We start from the raw sequence: 20,284 nt of genomic DNA, 5'->3' as shown, positions 1-20,284 counted from the left end.
CAATGGGAAAACCCACTGGATTTCTGGAATACGCCCGGAGGGACGACCTGCGGCGGCCGCCGGAGGAGCGGGTGCGGGACTGGGAGGAATTCCACATCCCCCTGCCCCAGGCCGTCCGGGAGCAGCAGGGCGCCCGCTGCATGAACTGCGGCGTCCCCTTCTGCCAGACGGGCATGGTGTATGAGGGGCGCACCTTCGGCTGCCCCCTCCACAATCTCATCCCCGAGTGGAACGACATGATCATGAGCGGCAACCTGGGCCACGCCCTGGCCCGGCTGCTGAAAACCAACAACTTCCCGGAGTTCACCGGCCGGGTCTGCCCGGCTCCCTGCGAGAGCGCCTGTGTCTGCGGCATCTATGGCCAGGCGGTGTCCAACCGGGACAATGAGCTGTCCATCATCGAGGGCGCCTTCTCAGAGGGGCTCATGCGGCGGCGCCGCCCGCCCCAGTGGTCCGGGAAGAAGGTCTGCGTGGTGGGCTCCGGCCCGGCGGGCCTGGCGGCGGCGGATCAGCTGAACCACCGGGGCCACTCCGTCACGGTGGTGGAGCGGGAGGCCCACCCCGGCGGCCTTTTGACCTACGGCATCCCCTCCATGAAGCTGGACAAATCCATCGTCAAGCGGCGGCTGGACCTGATGACCGACGAGGGCGTGAGCTTCGTCACCGGCGTGGACGCCGCCGACGAGGCGGTGGCCCGGCGGCTCATGGCGGAGTACGACGCCGTGATCCTCTGCTGCGGCGCGGGCCGTCCCCGGCCCCTGGGGCTGGACACCTCGGCCGTCACCGGCGTTTACTACGGCACGGAGTTCCTGAAAGCCGCCGTGGAGCGGCAGGTGTTCGGGCAGACCCCCGCCGTGCCCACGGCGGAGGGCCGCCATGTGGTGATCGTGGGCACCGGCGACACCGCCAGCGACTGCGTGGCCACCGCCCTGCGCCAGGGCTGCGTCTCCGTGACCCAGCTGGTGCGGCGCAGGCGGGAGGACTACCTGGTGGACGGGGCGCTGCCCCTGGACTACGCCCACGAGGAGGCCGCGGCCGTCACCGGCGCCGATCCCCGGCGCTTTTCCGTCCAGGTGAAGGAGTTGACGGTGGATAAGGACGGCGCCCTCACCGGCGCGGTCACCACCAGCGGCGACACCCTGCCCTGTGAGCTGCTGATCGCCGCCACGGGCTTTGCCGGGTGCGAAAGGGGCGTGTGCGAGGCCTTCGGCGTGGAGGCGGGGGACACCGTGACCACCGCCCCGGGCCGCCACGCCACCAGCGTGGAGAAGGTCTTTGCCGCGGGCGATATGCGCCGGGGCCAGTCCCTGGTGGTCTGGGCCATCGCCGAGGGCCGGGCCGCCGCAGCGGAGGCGGACGCCTTTCTCAACGGCTACACCAATCTGGTGCGGCCCCTGTGACAGGCGGAGAAATTTTCAAAAAATCCCCAAAAAGCGTTGTGAAAATCGCACGTTGACGATTTCCCGTCCCCCGTGGTAAAGTCTTTGCATCAAAAGGCAAGGGCGCCTGTGAGAAGATCTCTCAGGCGCCCTTGCCCTTTATTTTTTCCCGGCGCGGGTCGGAAGCCGGCCCGGCCCGCCGCCGGTGGTCAGGGAGGGAACACCATGTATTCATCCGTCAACACCATCTGGGTCCTGCTGGGAGCAGCCCTTGTCTTTTTGATGCAGGCCGGCTTTGCCATGTGCGAGGCGGGCTTCACCCGGGCCAAGAACACCGGCAACATCCTCATGAAAAACCTCATGGACTTCTGCATCGGCACCCCCACCTACTGGATTTTGGGCTTCGGCCTGATGTTCGCCGGGTCCGGGGCCATCATCGGCGGCTTTGACCCCTTTGTCCGGGGCGACTATTCCGCCATCCTGCCCGCGGGCGTGCCGCTGCTGGCCTATCTCATTTTCCAGACCGTATTCTGCGCCACCTCCGCCACCATCGTCTCCGGTTCCATGGCGGAGCGGACGAAATTCGTCTCCTACTGCATCTACTCCTTCTGCATCTCCGCGTTCATCTACCCCGTCTCCGGCCACTGGATCTGGGGCGGCGGCTGGCTGAGCCAGCTGGGGTTCCATGACTTCGCCGGATCCACGGCGGTCCACATGGTGGGCGGCGTCTGCGCCGCCATCGGCGCCGCCATCCTGGGGCCCCGGATGGGCAAGTACGACAAGGACGGCAAGCCCCGGGCTATCTTAGGCCACAACCTGTCCCTGGGCGCCCTGGGGGTGTTTATCCTCTGGTTCTGCTGGTTCGGCTTCAACGGCTGCTCCACGGTCTCCATGACCGGGGACGACGCCATCGCCTCCGCAGGCCTCATCTTCGTCACCACCAATATGGCCCCCGCCGTGGCCTGCGTGGTCACCATGGTCTACACCTGGCTGCGCCACGGCAAGCCCGACGTGGGCATGACCCTCAACGCCGCCCTGGCGGGCCTGGTGGCCGTCACCGCCGGGTGCGACGTGGTCTCCCCCGCCGGCGCCGCCGTCATCGGCATCGTAGCGGGACTGCTGCTTCCCATCTCCGTTGGCTTCTTCGATTCCGTTTTGAAGATCGACGACCCGGTGGGCGCCATCTCCGTCCACGGCGTGTGCGGCGCGGCGGGCACGCTCCTCACCGGCCTGCTCTCCACCTCCGAGGGCCTGCTCTACGGCCACGGCGCCTCCTTCTTCCTGACCCAGTGCATCGGCGTGGGCGCCACGGCCCTCTGGGCCGCGGTGATGATCACCATTGTGTTCCTCGTCATCAAGCACACCATCGGCCTGCGAGTCAGCCCGGAGGAGGAACTCAAGGGCCTAGACGTCACCGAGCACGGCCTGCCCTCCGCCTACGGCGGCTTCGCCTTCGTCTATGACGACACCCCCGACGGCCTGCCCCTGCCCGCCGTTCCGGCGGCAGCGGAGGTGCCGGTGGAGAAGGCCGTTCCGGTGGAGACGGTGCCCTCTCCCGTGAAGGCCGCCCCGGGCGGCGTGAAGATCACCCGGGTGGAGATCCTGTGCAAGATGGAGCGGTTCGACGCATTGAAGCGGGCCATGTTCGACATCGGCATCACCGGCATGACCGCCACCAACGTCATGGGCTGCGGCGAGCAGCGGGGCAAGACCGAAGGCTACTTCCGAGGCGCCAGGGTGGAGGCCACCATGCTGCCCAGCATCCAGGTGTCCATCGTGGTGTGCAAGGTGCCCGTGGCCCTGGTGGTGGAGACCGCCAAGCGGGTCCTCTACACCGGCCACATCGGCGACGGCAAGATCTTCGTGTGCGACGTGGAGAACGTCATCAAAGTCCGCACCGGCGAAGAGGGCTACGACGCCCTTCAGGACGCCGAGTGAATAAACGCATCCCTTTTTCCTCTTAAACAGGACGGACGGGGCCGGAAATTCCGGCCCCGTCCGTCCGTTTCCGGCCTCTTGCGCATAATCTCCCGGCGACGGGGAAACCTGTGAAAAACAGATTTCCGGGAGGCAGGCATATGGACTATCTCAAGGCGTTCCTCTGCGGCGGCATCCTCTGCGCCGTGGGGCAGATCCTCATTGACCGGACCCAGCTGACCCCCGCCCGCATCCTCACCGGGTACGTGGTGGCCGGGGTGGCCCTCAGCGCCCTGGGGCTGTATCAGCCCATCGCCGACTGGGGCGGCGCCGGGGCCACGGTGCCCCTGACCGGCTTCGGCCACGCCCTGGCAAAGGGCGTGGAGACCGCCGTGGCGGAGGAGGGCTGGCTGGGGGTCCTGACCGGCGGCCTCTCCGCCACCGCCGGGGGCATCGCGGCGGCGGTGGTGGCGGGGCTGGTCATGGCCCTGGTGTTCCGGCCCGGGGACAAGCGGTAGCGGCTCGGTACGGGGCCCTCGTATACGGTGAAAGGCGGCTCCGCAAGGACCGTCTTTTTACCATCCTGTTTCTTTTGTCATCTTTTTGTTCTTCTCTCCGGCGGGAATTCCTGATATACTGAGATCGACTAAATTCGACAGAAAGGAACGTCCCGCCATGCGCCGCTTTCTCTCATTCCTGCTCGCCTGTTTCCTGCTGTTCTCCCTGACCGCCTGCGGCGGATCCCCGGCCCCGTCAGAGGACCCGGATGCCGCTGAAGAAGATACCTCCGCCCAGGAGGCGGAGGAAGAGCCCGCGCCCCCGGAGCCGGAGCCCTATGACATTTACGACCCCACGGTGATGCCCGAGGGCGGCACCCGGGACGGGGTGACCTACGCCGCCTACGACGGCATCGTGGAGCACCTGTTCTTCCACCCGGTGGTGGCCTACCCGGAGCTGGCCTTCGACGGGGACAATCAGGCCAACGGCATCGACGACTACATGGTCACCGTGGATGAGTACAACAAGATCCTCCAGAGCGTCTATGACAAGGGCTACGTGCTGGTGGACATCGCCGACGTGTGGAGCGAGACCACCGGCGAGGACGGCACGCCCAAAATGGTGAAGAACACCCTCTACCTCCCCGAGGGCAAGAAGCCCCTGATCCTCTCCTACGACGACGTGAACTACTACGAGTATATGCTCACCAACGGCTTTACCTGGAAGCTCATCCTCGGGGAGGACGGCAAGATCGCCTCCTACGGCAAGGACCCCCAGGGGGCGGAGGTGGTCAGCCGGGACCTGGACGCGGTGCCCATCCTGGACAAGTTCGTGGAGGAGCACCCGGACTTCTCCCCCTTCGGCGCCAAGGGCTGCCTGAGCCTCACCGGCTATGAGGGGATCCTGGGCTACCGCACCCAGACCGACACCAAGAGCTGGACCGAGGCCCAGGAGGCCAATCGCCAGAGGGAGATCGAGGCGGTCAAGCCCATCATCGCCGAGCTCAAGCGCACCGGCTGGACCTTCGGCAGCCACACCTGGGGCCACATCCGCCTGGGCGCCAAGTCCCTGGAGTCCATCCAGGCGGACACGGAGCGGTGGCTTGACGAGGTTGGCAGCCTGGTGGGCCCCACCACCATCCTCTTCTACCCCCACGGCGAGCGGCCCGACGGCAACGACTGGCAGAACACCGGCCCCGTGTTCCAGTACCTCCAGAGCCAGGGCTTCCGGGTGTTCGCCTCCGTTGGCATCGAGAGCTTCAGCTACATCAAAAAGGACATCTGCGCGGTCATCTGCGACCGGCTCCACCCGGACGGCACCACCCTGCGCCACTCCCGGGACCGGTACTTGCAATTCTACGACGCAAAGGATATTATGGATGTAGCAGTCCGGCCCCAGCGGGAGATCGACTGGGACTGAACATGAAAAAGGAGGCGTCCTCCCATGAGACAGCGCGTCTTTTTGTTCCTGCTGTCGCTGCTGGCAGTGACGGCGCTGACCGCCTGCGGCTCCGCTGAGAAGGCGGCGGAGGTCCCCCCTCTTTCAGAGGTGGAGGCCATGACCGACGAGGAGGCCACCGAGGCCCTGGCCGGGTTCCGCCGCCAGGACCTGCTGGACGCCTGGGGCGAGCCCCAGGACGTATCCGACGCCCTGTCCAGCCTGTGGGTGGACCTCTATGACGCCCCCACGCTGGGCGGCTGGGTGACCGTCCGGTACGACACCTCGGAGATCTCCGACCCGGACACGGAGCTGGACACGCTGCCGGTGGCGGCCGTGGAGCTCCAGACCATCGGCTGAGCGTATTTTCTTGAAGGAGGGGTTTCATGACCCGAGACGAACTGAAGGCCGCGGCCGTCGCCATGCTGGACCGGTCCTACTGCCCCTACTCCCACTTCCCCGTGGGCGCCGCCCTGGAGTGCGCCGACGGCACCGTGTTCACCGGCTGCAACATTGAAAACGCCGCCTTCTCCCCCACCATCTGCGCCGAGCGGACGGCGGTGGCCAAGGCCGTCAGCGAGGGGCACCGGGACTTTGTGCGCATCGCCGTAGCCGGCCGGTGCGACGATTTCTGCGTGCCCTGCGCCGTGTGCCGCCAGGTGCTGCGGGAGTTCGCGCCGAATATCGAGATCATCTGCCTCAACGGCGCCGGGCAGGAGCGGACCTTCACCCTCCCGGAGCTTCTGCCCCACAGCTTCGGCCCGGAGTATCTGACCCCGGAGAACTGAACCGCAAAACAAGGCCCGGACGCATATGCGTCCGGGCCGTTTTCGATATATCTGCCTGTATGGGCCTACCGGGCCCGGAAGAGGCGGACCAGCCAGTAGATCATGTCCCCGAACAAGGCGATCAGCACCACCGGCAAAAACCACACCGGCAGGGGCCGGGCCAGGGCGCACCAGACGGTGATCCAGGCAAACAGGACCACCATCAGGAATTTCAGCGTGCTGAGCATGTGGGCCAGCAGGGCGTAGACCCGCTCCCGGTTCTCCTCCGTCACCTTCACGCCGGTGTTCCAGGCGCTTGGGAACTGCTCCACCACGGTGAGAAGGCCGTACATCAGCCAGGCGATCACCGGCAAAATCAGCAGCTCCGCCTGACTGCCCCAGCGGTCGATCTGGCCGGCGGCGTTGAAGTGCATGGGCACCCGGGCCGGGATGCGGTGCCAGTACGCCGCGAGGAACACGGCGGCGCCCGCCAGCACCAGCAGACTCAGCCGGTTCATCAGTTTGTCCAGGGGATGCTTTTTCATGGCGCCGCCCTCCTTCCCTCGTTCTGGTCCCAGCATAGCACACCGCCGCTCCCGCCGCAAGGGCGCAGCGCCCCGCCGCAAAAAAGGGCCGCCCTTCGGGACGGCCCTTTCCGCACGCTTCACACCAGCTTTTCAAAATAGAAGAAGGTCTCGTCCTCTCCCTTTTTCCGCATACAGGACGAGAGCATCTTGTAGGAGGCCTGGTTCTCCTTGTAGCACTTGGCCACCACCCGGCTCAGGTGCACCTTGTACAGCGCCCAGTCCGCCACGGCGGCAAAGGCCTCGGTGCCGTAGCCGCAGCCGGCGTGGGCGGCGTCGACGCGGCAGCCCAGCTCCGCGCCGCCACGGCAGTCGAAGCGGTAGAGCACCGCCTCGCCGATCAGCTGCCCGTCCAGCCGCACGGCGAAGTTCACCGCCTGGCGGTTTTCAAAGTCCCGGCGGGCCACGTCCAGGAAGCTGGTCTGCGTCACCGGTCCGCCCAGGCCGCCCACGTCGTCATAGCCCCACCAGCGGTTCCGGCCAGCGTCCAGCACCAGGGCGTTGTAGGCGGGCAGATCCGCCTCGGTGATGGCGGAGAGGGTCAATCGCTCCGTTTTCAGCCCCGGGATGGCCGCCACATGGCGGATCAGCTCGTTCTGGGGCTCGAAGCGGTACTTGGGGGCCAGCTTGGCAGGGCCGTACTGGAGCTTGGAGGTCCGCAGGCCGCGGTCTGCGGCGTCGTCCTCCCGGTTGATCCACTGGCAGCCCTCGCCGAATGCATCCGCCACCAGCTGCACCAGGGTGGGGTACACGCCGGTGTAGGAGTACAGGGCCTTTTCGATGTGGATGATCAGCGTGTCGCCGCACTTTTCCGACAAAGACAGGCCGATCAGCTTCTCTCCGTCAAAAAGCCCCCCCGTAAAGAAGCAGGATTTCCCCGCCAGCTTCAGCATCTTCCGGGCCAGGGCCAGCTCGTCCAGGGCCTTGGCATTGTTGCCCTTGGGGAACTCCGCCTCATAGTCCTGCCAGAACCGCTCGATTATCGCCTCATCCGCCGCCGTCAAGGGCCGGAAGGCGGCCTCCGGCCAGCCGGCGCGGAACTTGTTGATATGATTGCGCTGACCGGAGTAGCGGCGGCCGGTGAAAAACTGCAGGTCCTCCCGGTAGTACACATAATCCTGCCAGGTGCGTACATTGCTGACCTGGGCGTAGGGATAGCGGGCCAGCAGCCGGGGAGCCCTGCTCTCCGGAACCACGGAGATCACCGGCGGGAGCCCCTGCTCCAGGCAGTAAGTCTCAATGGCCTCCAGCGCGGCGTCCTCATCGCCCTCCGGCCCGGGCACCGGGTAGTCGAACACCACCTGGCCGTCGATCTCGTTGCGGACTACCAGGCAGCCCGCCGCCTCGGTCCAGCTGGGATGCAGCGCCCGGCGCCACATGAGCTTGGTGCCCACGGAGTACTCGCAAAGGCCGAAATCACAGCCCTGATAGTACCGCCGCAGCCGGGCCGCATCTCGTTTTGTCACTGACTGAAACTGCAACATACTTTCAAACCCTGTCCTTAATTGTGAAATATTTGTCCATGGCAAAAAGACACATCTGGGCACTTCCCACGAAAGACACTTGACGGGAGCACCGGAACGTAGTATATTTTTAACAGAAATCCATATAGGAAAGAGGGGAAATTTTATGTCAAATGAGCGAGGTTCCTGGGGCAGCAATATCGGCTTTCTGCTGGCTGCCATCGGCTCCGCCGTCGGCCTTGGCAACATCTGGGGTTTCCCGTACAAGATGGGCAAGTCCGGCGGTTTTACCTTCCTGATCGCATACCTGTTCCTGGCCATCTTCGTGGGCTTTGTGGTCATGGTCAGCGAGCTGGCCATGGGCCGGAAAGTCGGCAAGGGCGTCATCGGCTGCTATCGCACCCTGTCCAAAAAGTTCAAATGGGTGGGCTGGCTGGCAGTCTTTGCCCCCTTCATCATCATGAGCTTCTACTCGGTTCTGGGCGGCTACTGCATTGAGTACATGTCCCTGAACATGAGCAACCTGGCCTTCGGCGGTACGGAGGTGCTCTCCACCGGCTCGGAGCTGTTCAGCGCCATGCTGACCAATCCCTTCGGCTGCGTGGTGTTCACCCTGCTGTTCCTGGTAATCTGCTTCCTCATCAACCGGGGCGGCATCTCCGGCGGCATTGAGAAGTTCAACAAGATCGGCATGCCGGCCCTGTTCGTGATGCTGGTCATCATTATCATCCGGGCCCTGACCCTGCCCAACGCCGTGGAGGGTCTGAAGTTCATGTTCGTCCCCGGCTACGCCGTCAGTGCCGGCTTTATTGCGGAGGCGCCCAACTTCATCACCGTCCTGGCCACCGCCGGCGGTCAGATGTTCTTCTCGTTGTCCCTGGCCATGGGCGTCATGTTCACCTACGGCTCCTACCTCAGCAAGCAGGAGAACCTGGTGAAAAACTCCGTGGTCATCGTGTTCTCCGATACCCTGGTGGCCCTGATGGCCGGCCTCGCCGTCATCCCCGCCGCCGTGGCCAACGGCATCAACCAGGGCATGAACGTGGCCGACATCAAGCTCAGCGGCCCCAACCTGCTGTTCGTCACGCTGCAGGACGTGTTCAACGCCATGGGCACCGCCGGTCCCCTGTTCGGCGTGATCTTCTACCTGCTGGTCCTGATCGCCGCCATCTCCTCTGCCATCTCCCTGGTGGAGGTGGTCGCCACCTTCTTCCTGGACCGCGCCGCGGAAAAGGGCAAAACTGCCAGCCGCCACAAAGTGGTCCTGATCGTGTGCCTGGCCATCACCGTGGAGGCCATTCTGGTTGCGGTGGACGGCCTGGGCTCCAACGGTCTGTGGGTTCCCGGTCAGGCCACCTTCGGCATCCACACCTGGAACGACTGCTGGCTGGACTTCATGGACATGATGTCCGAGGGCATCGCCATGCCGCTGGGCGCGCTGCTGATGAGCCTGATGGTAGCCTGGGAGCTCAAGCCCAAAACCGTACTGGAGGAGGTCCATCTGAGCAGCAGCGCCAAGATCGACCTCTTCTACAAGATCTGCATTTACATTGTCACTCCGCTGGGTATGTTCCTGATCCTGCTGGGCCAGCTGAACGACTTCGGCTTCATCCACCTCTTCGGCTGATCGGCACTTGTACATCAGAAAACGGCGCGGCCTGCGGGCCGCGCCGTTTTTTCGGCCTTATGGGAAGTATACCCCAAAAGGAGGCCGAACGCAGTCGTTTTGGCAACATCCAGTTTATTTCAGGCCAATGTAGGCCATGCCGTAGCAGCCGGGCCCGGCGTGGGTGCCGATGACGGGACCCAGCTCGTCCTGGGCCCAGTCCCGCAGGCCCAGAGCCTGGATGCACTTGTCCCGATAGGGCTCCATGGTCTCCAGGCACCGGGAGTGTCCGAACACCACGCAGTGGCGGCTGTCCACGGGATAGTGCTGGGCAAAATCCATGGTGTAGCTGAAGATCTTCTCCCGGCCCCGGACCTTGCCCACGGCCTTGACCTCTCCCTCCACCAGGGCCACCACCGGGGAAATGTGCAGCATCCCTCCCAGCGCGGCAGCGGAGGCGGACACCCGCCCGCCCATTTTCAGATACTTCATGGTGCCGATGAAGGCCAGGAACCGCACCCGGCGGCGCAGATCCTCCAGGGCGGCGGCAATCTCCGCAGCGGACTTTCCCGCGTCCCGCATCCGCACAGCCTCCCGCACCAGCAGCCCCTCGCCGATGGTGGCGTTGAGGGAGTCCACCAGATGCAGCCGCTCCCCGGCCTCCTCCAGCATCTCTTTGGCGATGCAGGCGGACTGGTAGCAGCCCGACAGCTTGGAGGACAGCAGCACGGCCACCACCTCGTCCCCGCTCTCCAGCAGCGGGCCGAAGGCCTCGCAGTACTCCTGGGGGTTGACCTGGGTGGTCTTGGGCAGCGCGGAGGCCGCGGCCTGCTTGGCGTAGAACTGCTCCTTGTCCATATCCACGCCGTCGGTGAACACACCGTCCTCGAAAATCACCCGCATCCGGATGACGTGGACGTTCAGCTCCCGCAGCTCCTCGTTGGTCAGGTCGCTGGTGGAATCGGTGATGATCTGGACAGCCATGGCTCCTCCTTCTCCGGCGGAGCGGGCCGCCGGCAATCCTGAAAGGTTGGTTCCATGATACCAAATCCCCCGGAAATTGCAAGGACTTTCCGTTGACAGCGGCGGCAATTTCTGCTTTACTGGCCTTATCAATCTCACAGTCCACAGGAGGGGATCGACCTTGACAGAGCGGGAGCGGATGCTGACCGGACAGCTTTACAACGCCGCAGATCCGGAGCTGGCGGCGGCGCGGCTGCGGGCCAAGGAGCTGTGCCGGGCCTTCAACGACACGGCCACGGCGGACAGCGCCGGACGGGAGGCCATTTTGCGCCGCCTGCTGGGCCATATGGGCGCGAACTGCTGGATCGAGCCCAGTTTCCGCTGCGACTACGGCACCAACATCACCATCGGCGACCACTTCTACGCCAACTACGACTGCATCATTCTGGACGTGGCGTCCGTCACCATCGGCTCCCACGTGTTTTTCGGCCCCAGGGTGAGCCTCTTCGCCGCCGGGCACCCCATTGACGCCGGGGTGCGGAACACCGAGCTGGAGTTCGGCGCCCCCATCACCATCGCCGACAACGTCTGGATCGGCGGCAGCGTGACGGTGCTGCCCGGCGTCACCATCGGGGCGGGCACCATCGTGGCCGCCGGGTCCGTGGTGACAAAGGACCTGCCCGCCGGCGTCATCGCCGCCGGGAACCCCTGCCGGGTGCTGCGGCCCATCACCGACACCGACCGGGCGTACTGGGAGGCCCAGCGGGCCGCCTACGAGGCGGAGCGCGGCATCCACCTCACCTGAGCGGCCCAGGTGCCCCATCCGGCCCGCAAACGCACAGAGACCTCCAAAAAGGCCGCCCTGCCGGGCGGCCTTTTCCTGCGTCTGTTCAGTTCATCTGCTTGCGGCGGCTGAGGTTCATGGTGCCGTCCTGCATGGCGTTGAGGGAGTCCAGGCTCTTGCCGGTACCCAAGGCCACGCAGGAAATGGCGTCCTCGGCGATGACGGTGTGGATGCCGGTGCGGGCGGTGACCAGCTTGTCGAAGCCGGAGACCAGGCTGCCGCCGCCGGTCATGACGATGCCGTTGGTGGAGATGTCCGCCACCAGCTCCGGGGGCGTGCGCTCCAGCACGGAGTGGATGGCCTCCATGATGCGCTCCACCGGCTCTTCAAAGGCGTCCATCATCTCGGTGGAGCTGACGGTGACCACCTTGGGAAGGCCCGTCAGCAAACACCGGCCCTTGACGTCCATGGTCTCCTCTTCCTCCTTGGGGAACACACAGCCGATCTGCTTCTTCATCTCCTCGGCGGTGCGCTCGCCCACCAGCAGGTTGTGCTTGCGGCGCATATACTTCACCACGGACTCGTTGAGCTGGTCGCCGGCGATCTTGATGGAGGCGCTCTCCACCACGCCGCTGAGGGAGATGACGGCGATGTCGGCGGTGCCGCCGCCGATGTCCACCACCATGTGGCCGTCGGGCTGGGTGATGTCGATGCCGGCGCCGATAGCCGCGGCCACGGGCTCCTCGATCAGATACACCTTCCGGGCGCCGGCCTGGATGCCGGCGTCGATGACGGCGCGCTCCTCGACCTCGGTGATGCCGGAGGGCACGCAGATGATGACCCGGGGCTTGAAGAAGGACACGCCAGCCACCTTGTGGATGAACTCCCGCAGCATCCGCTCGGTCATGTCGTAGTCGGAGATGACGCCCTCCCGCAGGGGACGGATGGCGATGATGTTGCCGGGGGTGCGGCCCAGCATGGCCTGGGCCTCGGTGCCCACCTTCAGCAGCTTGCCCGTGGTCTTATCCATTGCCACCACGGAGGGCTCGTTGAGCACGATGCCCTTGCCCTTTACATACACAAGTACCGACGCGGTACCAAGATCGATACCGATATCCTTCGTCATGGACATAGTTCCACCTCATTTGATCTTTCTAACAGGTATTATGAACGGGTTTTCCCGAACGCAATCATACAAGGTACATTATACTGACAGTTTTCGCCGATTGCAACCCTATTCTTTGGCCGGATTGTGAACTTTTTCCTTCTCCCGGGTCAGCGCGGCGGTCACGCAGGCCACGGACTCCGCTCCGGCGGCGCGCAGGGTCCGGGCGCACTCGGCCAAAGTGGCGCCGGTGGTGCAGATATCGTCCACCAGCAGCACCCGCCTTCCCCGGAGTTTATCCGCCTCCGCCGCCTCGTAGACCCCCAGCACGTTGGCCCGGCGGGCGGCGGCCTCATGGAGTCCCGACTGAGCGGGGTTGTCCAGGGTCTTGCGCAGCAGCCGCTCCGGTCTCACGCCCCAGACCCGGCAGGCGCTCTCCGCCAGCAGCCGGGCCTGGTCGTAGCCCCGTTTGCGCAGCCTGCGGCGGCTGACCGGCACCCAGGTGACCACGTCGAACGCCCCGGAAAACCGCTCCGCGGCGCACTGGGCGATCAGCTCCCCCAGGGGCTCCGCCGCGGCGGCGGCGCCCTGGAACTTGAAGCGCAGGAGGCCCTCCCGGGCCAGGTCCTCGTACCACAGCGGCGCGGCGCAGACGGTGCCTCCGGGCAGCGTTTTCAGGCCCTGGTCCCCTTCTGTCCAGGGCAGGGCCTTGCGGCAGGCGGGGCAGATGCCCCGGGTCTCCTGAACCTTGCCGCAGAAGGGGCACTTGGGCGGGTAGAGCAGGTCCAGAAAACTCTCCCAAATTTTCATGGGTTATTTCTCCGCCGGGAATAAGGGCGCTTTTCGTCCGTCAGTCCTACCAGATAATCCAAGCTGACGCCGTAATAGTTTGCCAGCGCAATGGCGTAGCGCAGCGGGAGTTCCCGCTCTCCCCGTTCATACTTCGAGTACAGCGACTGGTCACAAAGCAGAACTTCCGCGATTTGCTTCTGCTTCAAATCACGGTCCTCACGCAGATCACGAATCCTCAAATTCATCAAACATCACCGAAGTGATTGTATTCTTAGGACACATTGTACTGCGCTATTTTGGACTATTTGTCCTATTATATGCAGTGAGCCGTCACTGTCTGGCGTAGGCCGGGAGTTTCCCGGAGGAATCCGCCCCCATTCTCTTTTGTCTTGACAAAAGAAAACGGCCGCGGCCGGTCAAAAGAAAACCGCCAGGACAAGAGGCCGGCCCAGAGGGCCGGCCTCTTGTAAATGCGGGGGTCGTGCGAATCGGTCCGGCGCGTATCGACGGCCCCGTCGGCCCTGCGCCTGACTCCGGAGTTTGAAGAGCCCTGTACCCGCATAACAACTGCGGTGGATAAGCGGGGGGAAACCTGAATCGGCGTATTCCCACTCCCGCGCGTTCCGCTTCGCTACGCGCTGCCCTGGCACTTGCAGACGCCGCCAATAGCTGCGCGCTTCCCGACGGGCACGGTAATTGGGACCGGCGATTGATGTTGGTCCCCGCTTACCGCACGGGTAGATTCTATATCCTCCTGCTGAGGCCCATGCGTCCACCCCCTGAGCATTCCCCTGTTCGTCAAAACTCTTGCCGCCACCGGGCCAGCGCCTAGCAGCTGCGCAGCCGTTGGCAGCTCTGCTGCCTTACGGATGCGGCGTACCCCTTGCGGGTAAAGCGGAAGGCGCGGAAAGAGAAGCAGGGGCAAATCCGATTTTGCACCCCGAACAATCGCCGCAGTCGTTATGCGGGGACGCAGCTCCACAACCGCCCGGGTAAGGCGCAGGGTCGACGGGGCCGTCGATACGCGCCGGACCGATTCGCACGACCCTCGTTGCACGAAGAGACGGCCCGCACGGGCCGCCTCTTCGTCTCAGCGATTTTCTCTTCCACCGGGCGCGGCGCATTCTCTTTTGGCAAGACAAAAGAGAATGGGGGGCGCATCCCCCGCGGGGACCCCGCGCCGCCCTCCCGGCCCGCCGGGAAAAGGGACATCCCACGAACGCCCCTGCCGGAAACGCTGGCGGCAGACTGCCTCCTCACTCCCCGCTGTGGGCCAGCCGCCACCGCAGCCCCGAGTACCGCTTCTGCTGGCGGTCGTTGGCCGCCATGGCCCGGATAGCGGCGTCGTCCCCCACCAGGATCAGCAGCTCCCGTGCCCGGGTCAGGGCCGTGTACAGCACGCCCCGGACCATCAGCGACGGGGCGGCGGGCATGACGGAGAGCACCACGCAGCGGTACTCGCTGCCCTGGGCCTTGTGGACCGTCTGGGCGTAGGCCAGGTCGATCTCACTGAGCTGCTCCGCGCCGTAGACGGCCGCCCGGCCGTCGAAGTCCACCTCCAGCCACTCGCCGGAGGGGTCGATCTTCAAAATCTTCCCCACGTCGCCGTTGAACATCCCGGTGCCCACGGTGCCGTCGGCCTTCTCCCAGACCACGTCGTAGTCGTTGCGGGTCTGCATGATCCGGTCCCCCTCCCGGAACAGCCGCTCGCCCCACTGGAGCTCCCGCTTGTCCTCCGCCGGGGGGTTCAGCGCCGCCTGGAGGCGGCGGTTGAGGCTGATGGTGCCGGTGGGGCCCTTGCGGGTGGGAGTCAGGACCTGGATCTGGTCCGCCGGGACGCCCATCTTCTCCGGCAGGCGGCTGCCGCACAGCTCCACCACCGTGGATACCACCCGCTCCGGATCCCGGCGGCACAGGAAAAAGCAGTCCCCCTGGTCGTTGGTCAGCTGGGGCGGCTGCCCCAGGTTCACCGCGTGGGCGTTGCGGATGATGGCGGATGCCGACGCCTGGCGGAACACCTCCCGCAAAAATACCGTCTCCACCTTGCCGCTGCGGATCAGGTCGGAGAACACATTCCCCGCCCCCACCGAGGGCAGCTGGTCCGCGTCCCCCACCAGCACCAGCCGGGTCCCGGGCCGCAGGGCCCGGAGCAGCGCGTCGAACAGCGTCAGGTCCACCATGCTCATCTCATCCAGGATGACCGCGTCGGCCTCCAGGGGCTCCTTCTCCGACTTGGCGAAGGTCACCTCCCCGGTGCTCTCGCTCCAGTTCATGCCCAGCATCCGGTGGATGGTCTGGGCCTCCCGGCCGGTCAGCTCACTCATGCGCTTGGCGGCCCGGCCCGTGGGCGCCGCCAGCAGGATCTCCAGCCCCATCTTCTCCAGCAGGGCCACGATGCCCCGGACCGCCGTGGTCTTGCCGGTGCCGGGGCCGCCGGTGAGGATCACCACGCCCTGCCGGGCGGCCAGCTCCACCGCCTGGCGCTGAAGGGGCGCGTAGGTGATGCCCTGCTCCCTCTGGATCTCCTCCACGGCCCGGGCGGCCTGGGTGCTGGTGTCCGCCGGGGAGGCCAGCAGGCCCAGCAGCCGCACGCAGGCGGACCGCTCCGCCTCCCACAGCCGCCGCAGGTAGCAGGCGTCCACGTTGGCCACCCGCTCCTGGACCACGGCGCCCCGTTCCACCAGCGTGTCCAGGGCCTGCTCCACCGCCTCCGTGCCGCAGGAGAGCAGCTGGGCCGTGGCGGCGATCAGCTTGTCCCGGGGGAGAAAGACGTGGCCGTTGTTCTCGTTGTGGCTGAGCTCAAAGGTCACCGCCGCCTGGAGCCGCTGGCTGCTGTCCGGGTCGATGCCCATGCCAAGGGCGATCCCGTCGGTGACGGAGAAGGCCACGCCGCAGCTGTCGCCGGAGAGCAGGTACGGGTTCTCCCGGATCTTCTCCAGGGCCGCGTCGCCGTACTGGCGGCGCAGCTGCATGGCCAGCACCGGCGGCAGCTGATACCGGGCCAGGAAGGCCATCAGCCGCCGCAGTCCCATGTGACGACGGAAGCTCTCCGCGATCTCCTGGGCCTTTCGGGCGGTGATGCCCTTGAGCTCCGTCAGCCGCTCCGGCGAGAGCTCCAGAATGTCCAGCGCCTGGGTGCCGAAGCGGTCCACGATCCGCTCCGCCGTGGCGGGGCCCACGCCCTTGCACACGCCGGAGGACAGGTAGCACACGATCTCCTCCTCGTCCTCCGGCAGGCTCCGCTCCAGCTCCACCGCCCGCAGCTGCTCGCCGTGCTGGGGGTGGGTCTCCCGGACGCCGGTCACCGTCAGGTGCTCGCCCGGCGCGGCGCAGGGGATGCACCCCACCACCGTGACCACCTCGCCCTCCTCGGTCAGGAGGCGCAGGACCGTATAGCCGTTCTCGGCGTTTTGAAAGATGACGCTATGTACGGTGCCCTCGCAGGCGGTCAGCTCTTCCATATCCTTCGTTCACTCGCTTTCGGGGTCTCACCCCAGTTTAATCTCCGGCCCCTCCGTCAGGGCCACGCCCTCGGTCCGGTCCGCCAGGTACGCGGCCAGAGCCCGGGCGTCGGCGCTCATGCCGCAGTCCGCCAGGAGGATCCCGGCCCCCGGCAGCTGGCGGCGCAGACGCCGCAGCTCCCGCACGTCCGCCTCCATGGCCAGGGCCTCCCCCCGCAGGGGCAGCACCAGCAAAAGCCCGGGGATCGCGGGCCGCCCGGCCCGGAGCACCGCCCCCGCCAGGAGCCAGACCACGGTGGTCACGCCCACCGCTGAGAAAAAGGCCAGCAGGCCGTCATGGAACCATACCATCCCAATCACCTCGGGACAGTATATGCCCCGCCGGGCGGCGGGGTGCGGGGGTCGTGCGAATCGGTACGGCGGGAATCGGCGGCCCCGTCGGATCCCCGTATCTGCCTGGGGAAAAGGCATTTCGGAACCGGGGGATTTACTCCCGGGTGATCCCCAGCTGGGCCAAAATGGCCTCCTCCCGCGCGCGCATCTGGGCCTTCTGGGGTCCCTCGTCCAGGTGGTCGTAGCCCAGCAGGTGCAGCGCCGAGTGAACCACCAGATACGAGAGCTCCCGGCGCCGGGTGTGGCCGTACTCCCTGGCCTGGGCCGCCACGTGCTCCATGGAGATCACCATGTCCCCCAGGGGCACCAGGCCCGTGCCCGGGTCGGCGTCCTCCGCGCCCGGCAGCTCGCCGGGCGTCAGGTCGAACTCCGGAAAGCTCAGCACGTCCGTGGGCCGGTCCACCTGCCGCATCTCCCGGTTGATCTCGTGGATGCGGGCGTCGTCGGTCAGCAGCACGTCCACCTCGCAGGGGAAGTCCACCCCCTCCGCCTCCAGCGCCGTGCGGATGACCTTGCGGATCAGGGCGCAGTTGCCCTGGCTGGCGGCGCCGGGAATGTCCGCGGTGACCGGAATATAATGCCGCTTTGCCATCACTTCTTCCCCTTTCCGCCGTTTCTGGCGTTCTCGTACTCCTCATAGGCCGCCACGATCCGCTGGACCATGACGTGGCGGACCACGTCGGCGTTGGTCAGCTCGCAGATGCCGATGCCCTCCACCTTCCGCAGCACCCGCATGGCCTCCCGGAGGCCAGAGGCCTTGCCGTCGGGCAGGTCGATCTGGGTCACGTCGCCGGTAATGACGATCTTGGACCCGAAGCCCAGGCGGGTCAGGAACATCTTCATCTGCTCCCGGGAGGTGTTCTGGGCCTCGTCCAGGATGATGAAGCTGTCGTCCAGGGTGCGGCCCCGCATATAGGCCAGGGGCGCTACCTCGATGTTGCCCCGCTCCAGGTACTTCTGGTAGGTCTCCGCCCCCAGCATGTCGAACAGGGCGTCATACAGCGGCCGCAGGTACGGGTCCACCTTGCTCTGGAGGTCGCCGGGAAGAAAGCCCAGCCGCTCGCCGGCCTCCACCGCCGGGCGGGTGAGGATGATGCGGTTGACCTGCTTGTCCCGGAAGGCCTGGACGGCGGCGGCCACGGCCAGATACGTCTTGCCGGTGCCCGCCGGGCCCACGCCGATGGTGACGGTGTTTTTCAGAACGGAGGCGATATACTCCTTCTGGCCGATGGTCTTGGGCTTGATGGGCCGGCCCTTGGCGGAGATGCACAGCACGTCCCCGGTCAGCTGGGTGATCTGCTCCTCCTTGCCGGAGCGGACCAATCCGATGACGTAGCGCACGTTCTGCTCGCCGATGGCCTCTCCCCGGGAGGAGAGGGTCAGCAGGGCCTGGATGGCCTTGCAGGCCAGCATCGTGTTCTCCGGCTCGCCCTCCACCCGGAGCTCTCCGTCCCGGTTCACCACCGTGACGGAGAACTCCTGCTCCAGCAGGCGGATGTTCTCGTCGAAGGACCCGAAGATGTTCACGGCCTGCTCCAGCCGCTCAATGCTGATTCTCTGTTCCAAAGTATCACTCCTGTGCTTTTTACGGGCGGTCTCCGTCCGGTTCTTCCGTATAGATGGGCACCGTCTGGGCGATCTGCTCCACACACTCCGCCGTCAGCGTCACTGTCAGCGTCTCGCCCCGCTGGCGGGAGGAGCAGAGGGTGGAGGACACGGTGCCGTAGTCGTCCACCAGGGTGTGAAGGTAGTCGGTCAGGGCCGCCTCGGCCGCGTCCTCCGCGGCGGCGATATCCACGGCGGCGGCCTGGGGCTCATAGTACCGGCACGTCTCCCGCTCCAGCGTCACCGGCAGCGGCACGCCAAAGAAGGTGAGACGGTCTCTGGTGGTTATTTTATCATAAGAACCGGCCTCCATGCCACTGTTTGAGAAGAATTTTATCCGCTCCGTCCCCAGGACCAGGGAGTAAAAGGTCCGCTCCTCCCCGGTGTAGCGCTTCACCGGCGCCGAAAGGGGCAGGTCGGCAGTGAGCGTATACCAGGTCCGGGCCTCCACGGTGCCCATGCCGGTGAGGACCCGGGCGCCCAGGGTCTGCGTGTCCTCCACGCCGGAGATCAGGATCTGCCCCTCCGTCACAGCCGTGCCCGGCAGGACGCAGGCGGTGCCGTCCAGCGCCTGGATCTCCAGCACCAGACCGGCCCGACGGGCCACTACGTTGGCCGGTTCCCGTTTGCTGACCAGCTCCGGCACCGGCCGCCGCTCCTGCACCTGGACCGTGGCCCGGCAGCCGGAGACGTTGACGGTGAGCCAGTTGAGCTCCGGGATCTCCAGCAGGATGTGATTGCGCAGGTCCTCCGTGTCCAGGCCCAGGCCCAGCGTACCGATGCCGATGCCGTTTTTCTCCAGAGCCCTTAGGATCTCCTCGTCCGAGACGGTCTCGTTGCCCTCCACGGTGAAGTCCCAGATGAAGAAGGACCCCACCGTCACCCACAGCACGCACGCCGTGAGGCCCGCCAGCAGCACCTGCCGCCGGCGGAACCGGCCCAGGAAGAAGGGCACGCCCTCGCCCCGGACCACGGTCATCTCGCACTCCATCCTCCGCAGAGCCCGCCGCAGCCGCCCGCAGTCCCGGCGGCTGAGGCGGCAGGTGAAGGCGGTCTCCGACTGCCACTCCAGGTCCCAGAAGGCCAGCCCCCTGGCGCTGCACAGGTTCAGCACCCGCTCCGGGAAGGGGGCCTCCACCCGCACCCAGGTCTGGCCGCGGAGGCGGTTGACGATCTCTTTCAGCATGGCCTACACCCACTCCACGGCGGCGATCCGCCCGCCGATCCGCAGCTCCTCCGCCGTCATGGCCATCAGGGACAGCCGCTGCCCCCGCACCCGCAGCACACCGCCGGAGGTGTTCACGTCGATCTGCTCCTCCCCATAGGACAGGATCCCGGCGTGGTGCTCCAGATACAGCTGGCGGCTGCCCACCATCTCCAGGTGGGGCAGGCCCGCCACCACGTCCGCCGGCAGGTCGAACAGCTCCGCCACCGTGTCCAGGACCCCCGCCTTGTCTTTTTTGTTCCGCTCCATCGTCTCACCTCTCCCCCGACTGTATGCGCCGCCGGGGAGAAACTTGCGTGTCCCAC

Annotated in this window: 20 protein-coding genes; 8 read left to right on the top strand and 12 right to left on the bottom strand. The window is 66.0% G+C overall.

The features are described 5' to 3' along the window. The first annotated feature begins 2 nt into the window (after positions 1–2). The 6 genes from KFE19_12285 to cdd all read left to right on the top strand — a co-directional run bounded on the left by KFE19_12285 (position 3) and on the right by cdd (position 6,019). Positions 3–1,400, top strand: coding sequence for a glutamate synthase subunit beta (locus tag KFE19_12285; GenBank protein QUO37158.1), 1,398 nt, complete (start codon positions 3–5; stop codon positions 1,398–1,400). Positions 1,401–1,604: 204 nt separating this feature from the next. Then, entirely contained in the window at positions 1,605–3,317 is a 1,713-nt protein-coding gene (gene amt / locus KFE19_12280) for an ammonium transporter (protein QUO37157.1), read from the top strand. A 140-nt stretch (positions 3,318–3,457) separates the two neighbouring features. Further along, the gene (gene spoVAE, locus KFE19_12275) at positions 3,458–3,814 is read left to right on the top strand and encodes a stage V sporulation protein AE (GenBank protein ID QUO37156.1); all 357 of its coding nucleotides are present in this window, start codon (positions 3,458–3,460) and stop codon (positions 3,812–3,814) included. Positions 3,815–3,971: 157 nt separating this feature from the next. After that, positions 3,972–5,213 carry a polysaccharide deacetylase family protein gene (locus KFE19_12270; GenBank protein ID QUO37155.1) on the top strand — a complete coding sequence of 414 codons (1,242 nt, stop codon included), beginning with the start codon at positions 3,972–3,974 and terminating at the stop codon, positions 5,211–5,213. 24 nt (positions 5,214–5,237) lie between these two features. After that, complete coding sequence (locus tag KFE19_12265) at positions 5,238–5,591, top strand: hypothetical protein (protein QUO37154.1); 354 nt, start codon at positions 5,238–5,240, stop codon at positions 5,589–5,591. Positions 5,592–5,617: 26 nt separating this feature from the next. Then, positions 5,618–6,019 (top strand): cytidine deaminase, encoded by a 402-nt coding sequence (gene cdd, locus KFE19_12260; GenBank protein QUO37153.1) that lies wholly within the window; start codon positions 5,618–5,620, stop codon positions 6,017–6,019. 65 nt (positions 6,020–6,084) lie between these two features. Here cdd and KFE19_12255 read toward each other — a convergent pair whose 3' ends face one another. Next, positions 6,085–6,543, bottom strand: a complete 459-nt coding sequence (locus KFE19_12255) for a DUF1648 domain-containing protein (GenBank protein ID QUO37152.1) — start codon at positions 6,541–6,543, stop codon at positions 6,085–6,087. A gap of 119 nt (positions 6,544–6,662) precedes the next feature. Next, positions 6,663–8,066, bottom strand: a complete 1,404-nt coding sequence (locus tag KFE19_12250) for a GNAT family N-acetyltransferase (protein ID QUO37151.1) — start codon at positions 8,064–8,066, stop codon at positions 6,663–6,665. A gap of 145 nt (positions 8,067–8,211) precedes the next feature. Between KFE19_12250 and KFE19_12245 the strand changes: the two genes are divergently transcribed. Beyond that, the gene (locus KFE19_12245; GenBank protein QUO37150.1) at positions 8,212–9,672 is read left to right on the top strand and encodes a sodium-dependent transporter; all 1,461 of its coding nucleotides are present in this window, start codon (positions 8,212–8,214) and stop codon (positions 9,670–9,672) included. Between the two features lie 114 nt (positions 9,673–9,786). On the opposite strand, the gene KFE19_12240 is transcribed toward KFE19_12245, so the two are convergent. Then, positions 9,787–10,635 (bottom strand): DegV family protein, encoded by an 849-nt coding sequence (locus KFE19_12240; GenBank protein ID QUO37149.1) that lies wholly within the window; start codon positions 10,633–10,635, stop codon positions 9,787–9,789. A gap of 178 nt (positions 10,636–10,813) precedes the next feature. Here KFE19_12240 and KFE19_12235 point away from each other — a divergent pair, with 178 nt between their 5' ends. Continuing rightward, on the top strand, positions 10,814–11,419 hold the full coding sequence (locus KFE19_12235) for a sugar O-acetyltransferase (GenBank protein ID QUO39623.1): 606 nt from the start codon (positions 10,814–10,816) through the stop codon (positions 11,417–11,419). 85 nt (positions 11,420–11,504) lie between these two features. Here the strand turns inward: KFE19_12235 and mreB are convergent, their stop codons facing one another. The 9 genes from mreB to KFE19_12190 all read right to left on the bottom strand — a co-directional run bounded on the left by mreB (position 11,505) and on the right by KFE19_12190 (position 20,228). After that, positions 11,505–12,530: a rod shape-determining protein MreB gene (gene mreB, locus KFE19_12230; protein QUO37148.1), complete on the bottom strand. Its 1,026-nt coding sequence runs from the start codon at positions 12,528–12,530 to the stop codon at positions 11,505–11,507. A gap of 102 nt (positions 12,531–12,632) precedes the next feature. Beyond that, a complete protein-coding gene (locus tag KFE19_12225) occupies positions 12,633–13,313 on the bottom strand; it encodes a ComF family protein (protein ID QUO37147.1) in 681 nt (226 codons plus the stop codon). Continuing rightward, entirely contained in the window at positions 13,310–13,540 is a 231-nt protein-coding gene (locus tag KFE19_12220) for a helix-turn-helix transcriptional regulator (GenBank protein ID QUO37146.1), read from the bottom strand. The genes KFE19_12225 and KFE19_12220 overlap by 4 nt, the downstream gene beginning before the upstream one ends. Positions 13,541–14,551: 1,011 nt before the next feature. Then, the gene (locus KFE19_12215; GenBank protein ID QUO37145.1) at positions 14,552–16,756 is read right to left on the bottom strand and encodes an ATP-dependent RecD-like DNA helicase; all 2,205 of its coding nucleotides are present in this window, start codon (positions 16,754–16,756) and stop codon (positions 14,552–14,554) included. A gap of 27 nt (positions 16,757–16,783) precedes the next feature. Continuing rightward, complete coding sequence (locus tag KFE19_12210) at positions 16,784–17,107, bottom strand: hypothetical protein (GenBank protein ID QUO37144.1); 324 nt, start codon at positions 17,105–17,107, stop codon at positions 16,784–16,786. Positions 17,108–17,243: 136 nt separating this feature from the next. After that, complete coding sequence (gene ybeY, locus KFE19_12205; GenBank protein QUO37143.1) at positions 17,244–17,741, bottom strand: rRNA maturation RNase YbeY; 498 nt, start codon at positions 17,739–17,741, stop codon at positions 17,244–17,246. Continuing rightward, complete coding sequence (locus KFE19_12200) at positions 17,741–18,715, bottom strand: PhoH family protein (protein QUO37142.1); 975 nt, start codon at positions 18,713–18,715, stop codon at positions 17,741–17,743. The genes ybeY and KFE19_12200 overlap by 1 nt, the downstream gene beginning before the upstream one ends. A 19-nt stretch (positions 18,716–18,734) precedes the next feature. Next, positions 18,735–19,940, bottom strand: coding sequence for a sporulation protein YqfD (locus tag KFE19_12195; GenBank protein QUO37141.1), 1,206 nt, complete (start codon positions 19,938–19,940; stop codon positions 18,735–18,737). A gap of 3 nt (positions 19,941–19,943) precedes the next feature. After that, positions 19,944–20,228: a sporulation protein gene (locus tag KFE19_12190; protein ID QUO37140.1), complete on the bottom strand. Its 285-nt coding sequence runs from the start codon at positions 20,226–20,228 to the stop codon at positions 19,944–19,946. Between the last annotated feature and the right edge of the window lie 56 nt (positions 20,229–20,284).

Origin of the sequence: Dysosmobacter sp. Marseille-Q4140 (genome assembly GCA_018228705.1) — a bacterium.
Lineage (GTDB): Bacteria > Bacillota > Clostridia > Oscillospirales > Oscillospiraceae > Oscillibacter.
This window is presented reverse-complemented; position numbering and strand designations above follow the sequence as displayed.

Excerpts from the sequence above, each read along its gene's own strand:
- spoVAE (QUO37156.1), top strand. The coding sequence starts at position 3,458 with ATGGACTATCTCAAGGCGTTCCTCTGCGGCGGCATCCTCTGCGCCGTG.
- KFE19_12225 (QUO37147.1), bottom strand. The coding sequence starts at position 13,313 with ATGAAAATTTGGGAGAGTTTTCTGGACCTGCTCTACCCGCCCAAGTGC.
- KFE19_12250 (QUO37151.1), bottom strand. The coding sequence starts at position 8,066 with ATGTTGCAGTTTCAGTCAGTGACAAAACGAGATGCGGCCCGGCTGCGG.
- ybeY (QUO37143.1), bottom strand. The coding sequence starts at position 17,741 with ATGGCAAAGCGGCATTATATTCCGGTCACCGCGGACATTCCCGGCGCC.
- KFE19_12255 (QUO37152.1), bottom strand. The coding sequence starts at position 6,543 with ATGAAAAAGCATCCCCTGGACAAACTGATGAACCGGCTGAGTCTGCTG.
- KFE19_12220 (QUO37146.1), bottom strand. The coding sequence starts at position 13,540 with ATGAATTTGAGGATTCGTGATCTGCGTGAGGACCGTGATTTGAAGCAG.
- KFE19_12195 (QUO37141.1), bottom strand. The coding sequence starts at position 19,940 with ATGCTGAAAGAGATCGTCAACCGCCTCCGCGGCCAGACCTGGGTGCGG.
- KFE19_12265 (QUO37154.1), top strand. The coding sequence starts at position 5,238 with ATGAGACAGCGCGTCTTTTTGTTCCTGCTGTCGCTGCTGGCAGTGACG.
- mreB (QUO37148.1), bottom strand. The coding sequence starts at position 12,530 with ATGTCCATGACGAAGGATATCGGTATCGATCTTGGTACCGCGTCGGTA.
- KFE19_12210 (QUO37144.1), bottom strand. The coding sequence starts at position 17,107 with ATGGTATGGTTCCATGACGGCCTGCTGGCCTTTTTCTCAGCGGTGGGC.
- KFE19_12270 (QUO37155.1), top strand. The coding sequence starts at position 3,972 with ATGCGCCGCTTTCTCTCATTCCTGCTCGCCTGTTTCCTGCTGTTCTCC.
- KFE19_12190 (QUO37140.1), bottom strand. The coding sequence starts at position 20,228 with ATGGAGCGGAACAAAAAAGACAAGGCGGGGGTCCTGGACACGGTGGCG.
- KFE19_12245 (QUO37150.1), top strand. The coding sequence starts at position 8,212 with ATGTCAAATGAGCGAGGTTCCTGGGGCAGCAATATCGGCTTTCTGCTG.
- amt (QUO37157.1), top strand. The coding sequence starts at position 1,605 with ATGTATTCATCCGTCAACACCATCTGGGTCCTGCTGGGAGCAGCCCTT.
- KFE19_12285 (QUO37158.1), top strand. The coding sequence starts at position 3 with ATGGGAAAACCCACTGGATTTCTGGAATACGCCCGGAGGGACGACCTG.
- KFE19_12235 (QUO39623.1), top strand. The coding sequence starts at position 10,814 with ATGCTGACCGGACAGCTTTACAACGCCGCAGATCCGGAGCTGGCGGCG.
- cdd (QUO37153.1), top strand. The coding sequence starts at position 5,618 with ATGACCCGAGACGAACTGAAGGCCGCGGCCGTCGCCATGCTGGACCGG.
- KFE19_12240 (QUO37149.1), bottom strand. The coding sequence starts at position 10,635 with ATGGCTGTCCAGATCATCACCGATTCCACCAGCGACCTGACCAACGAG.
- KFE19_12215 (QUO37145.1), bottom strand. The coding sequence starts at position 16,756 with ATGGAAGAGCTGACCGCCTGCGAGGGCACCGTACATAGCGTCATCTTT.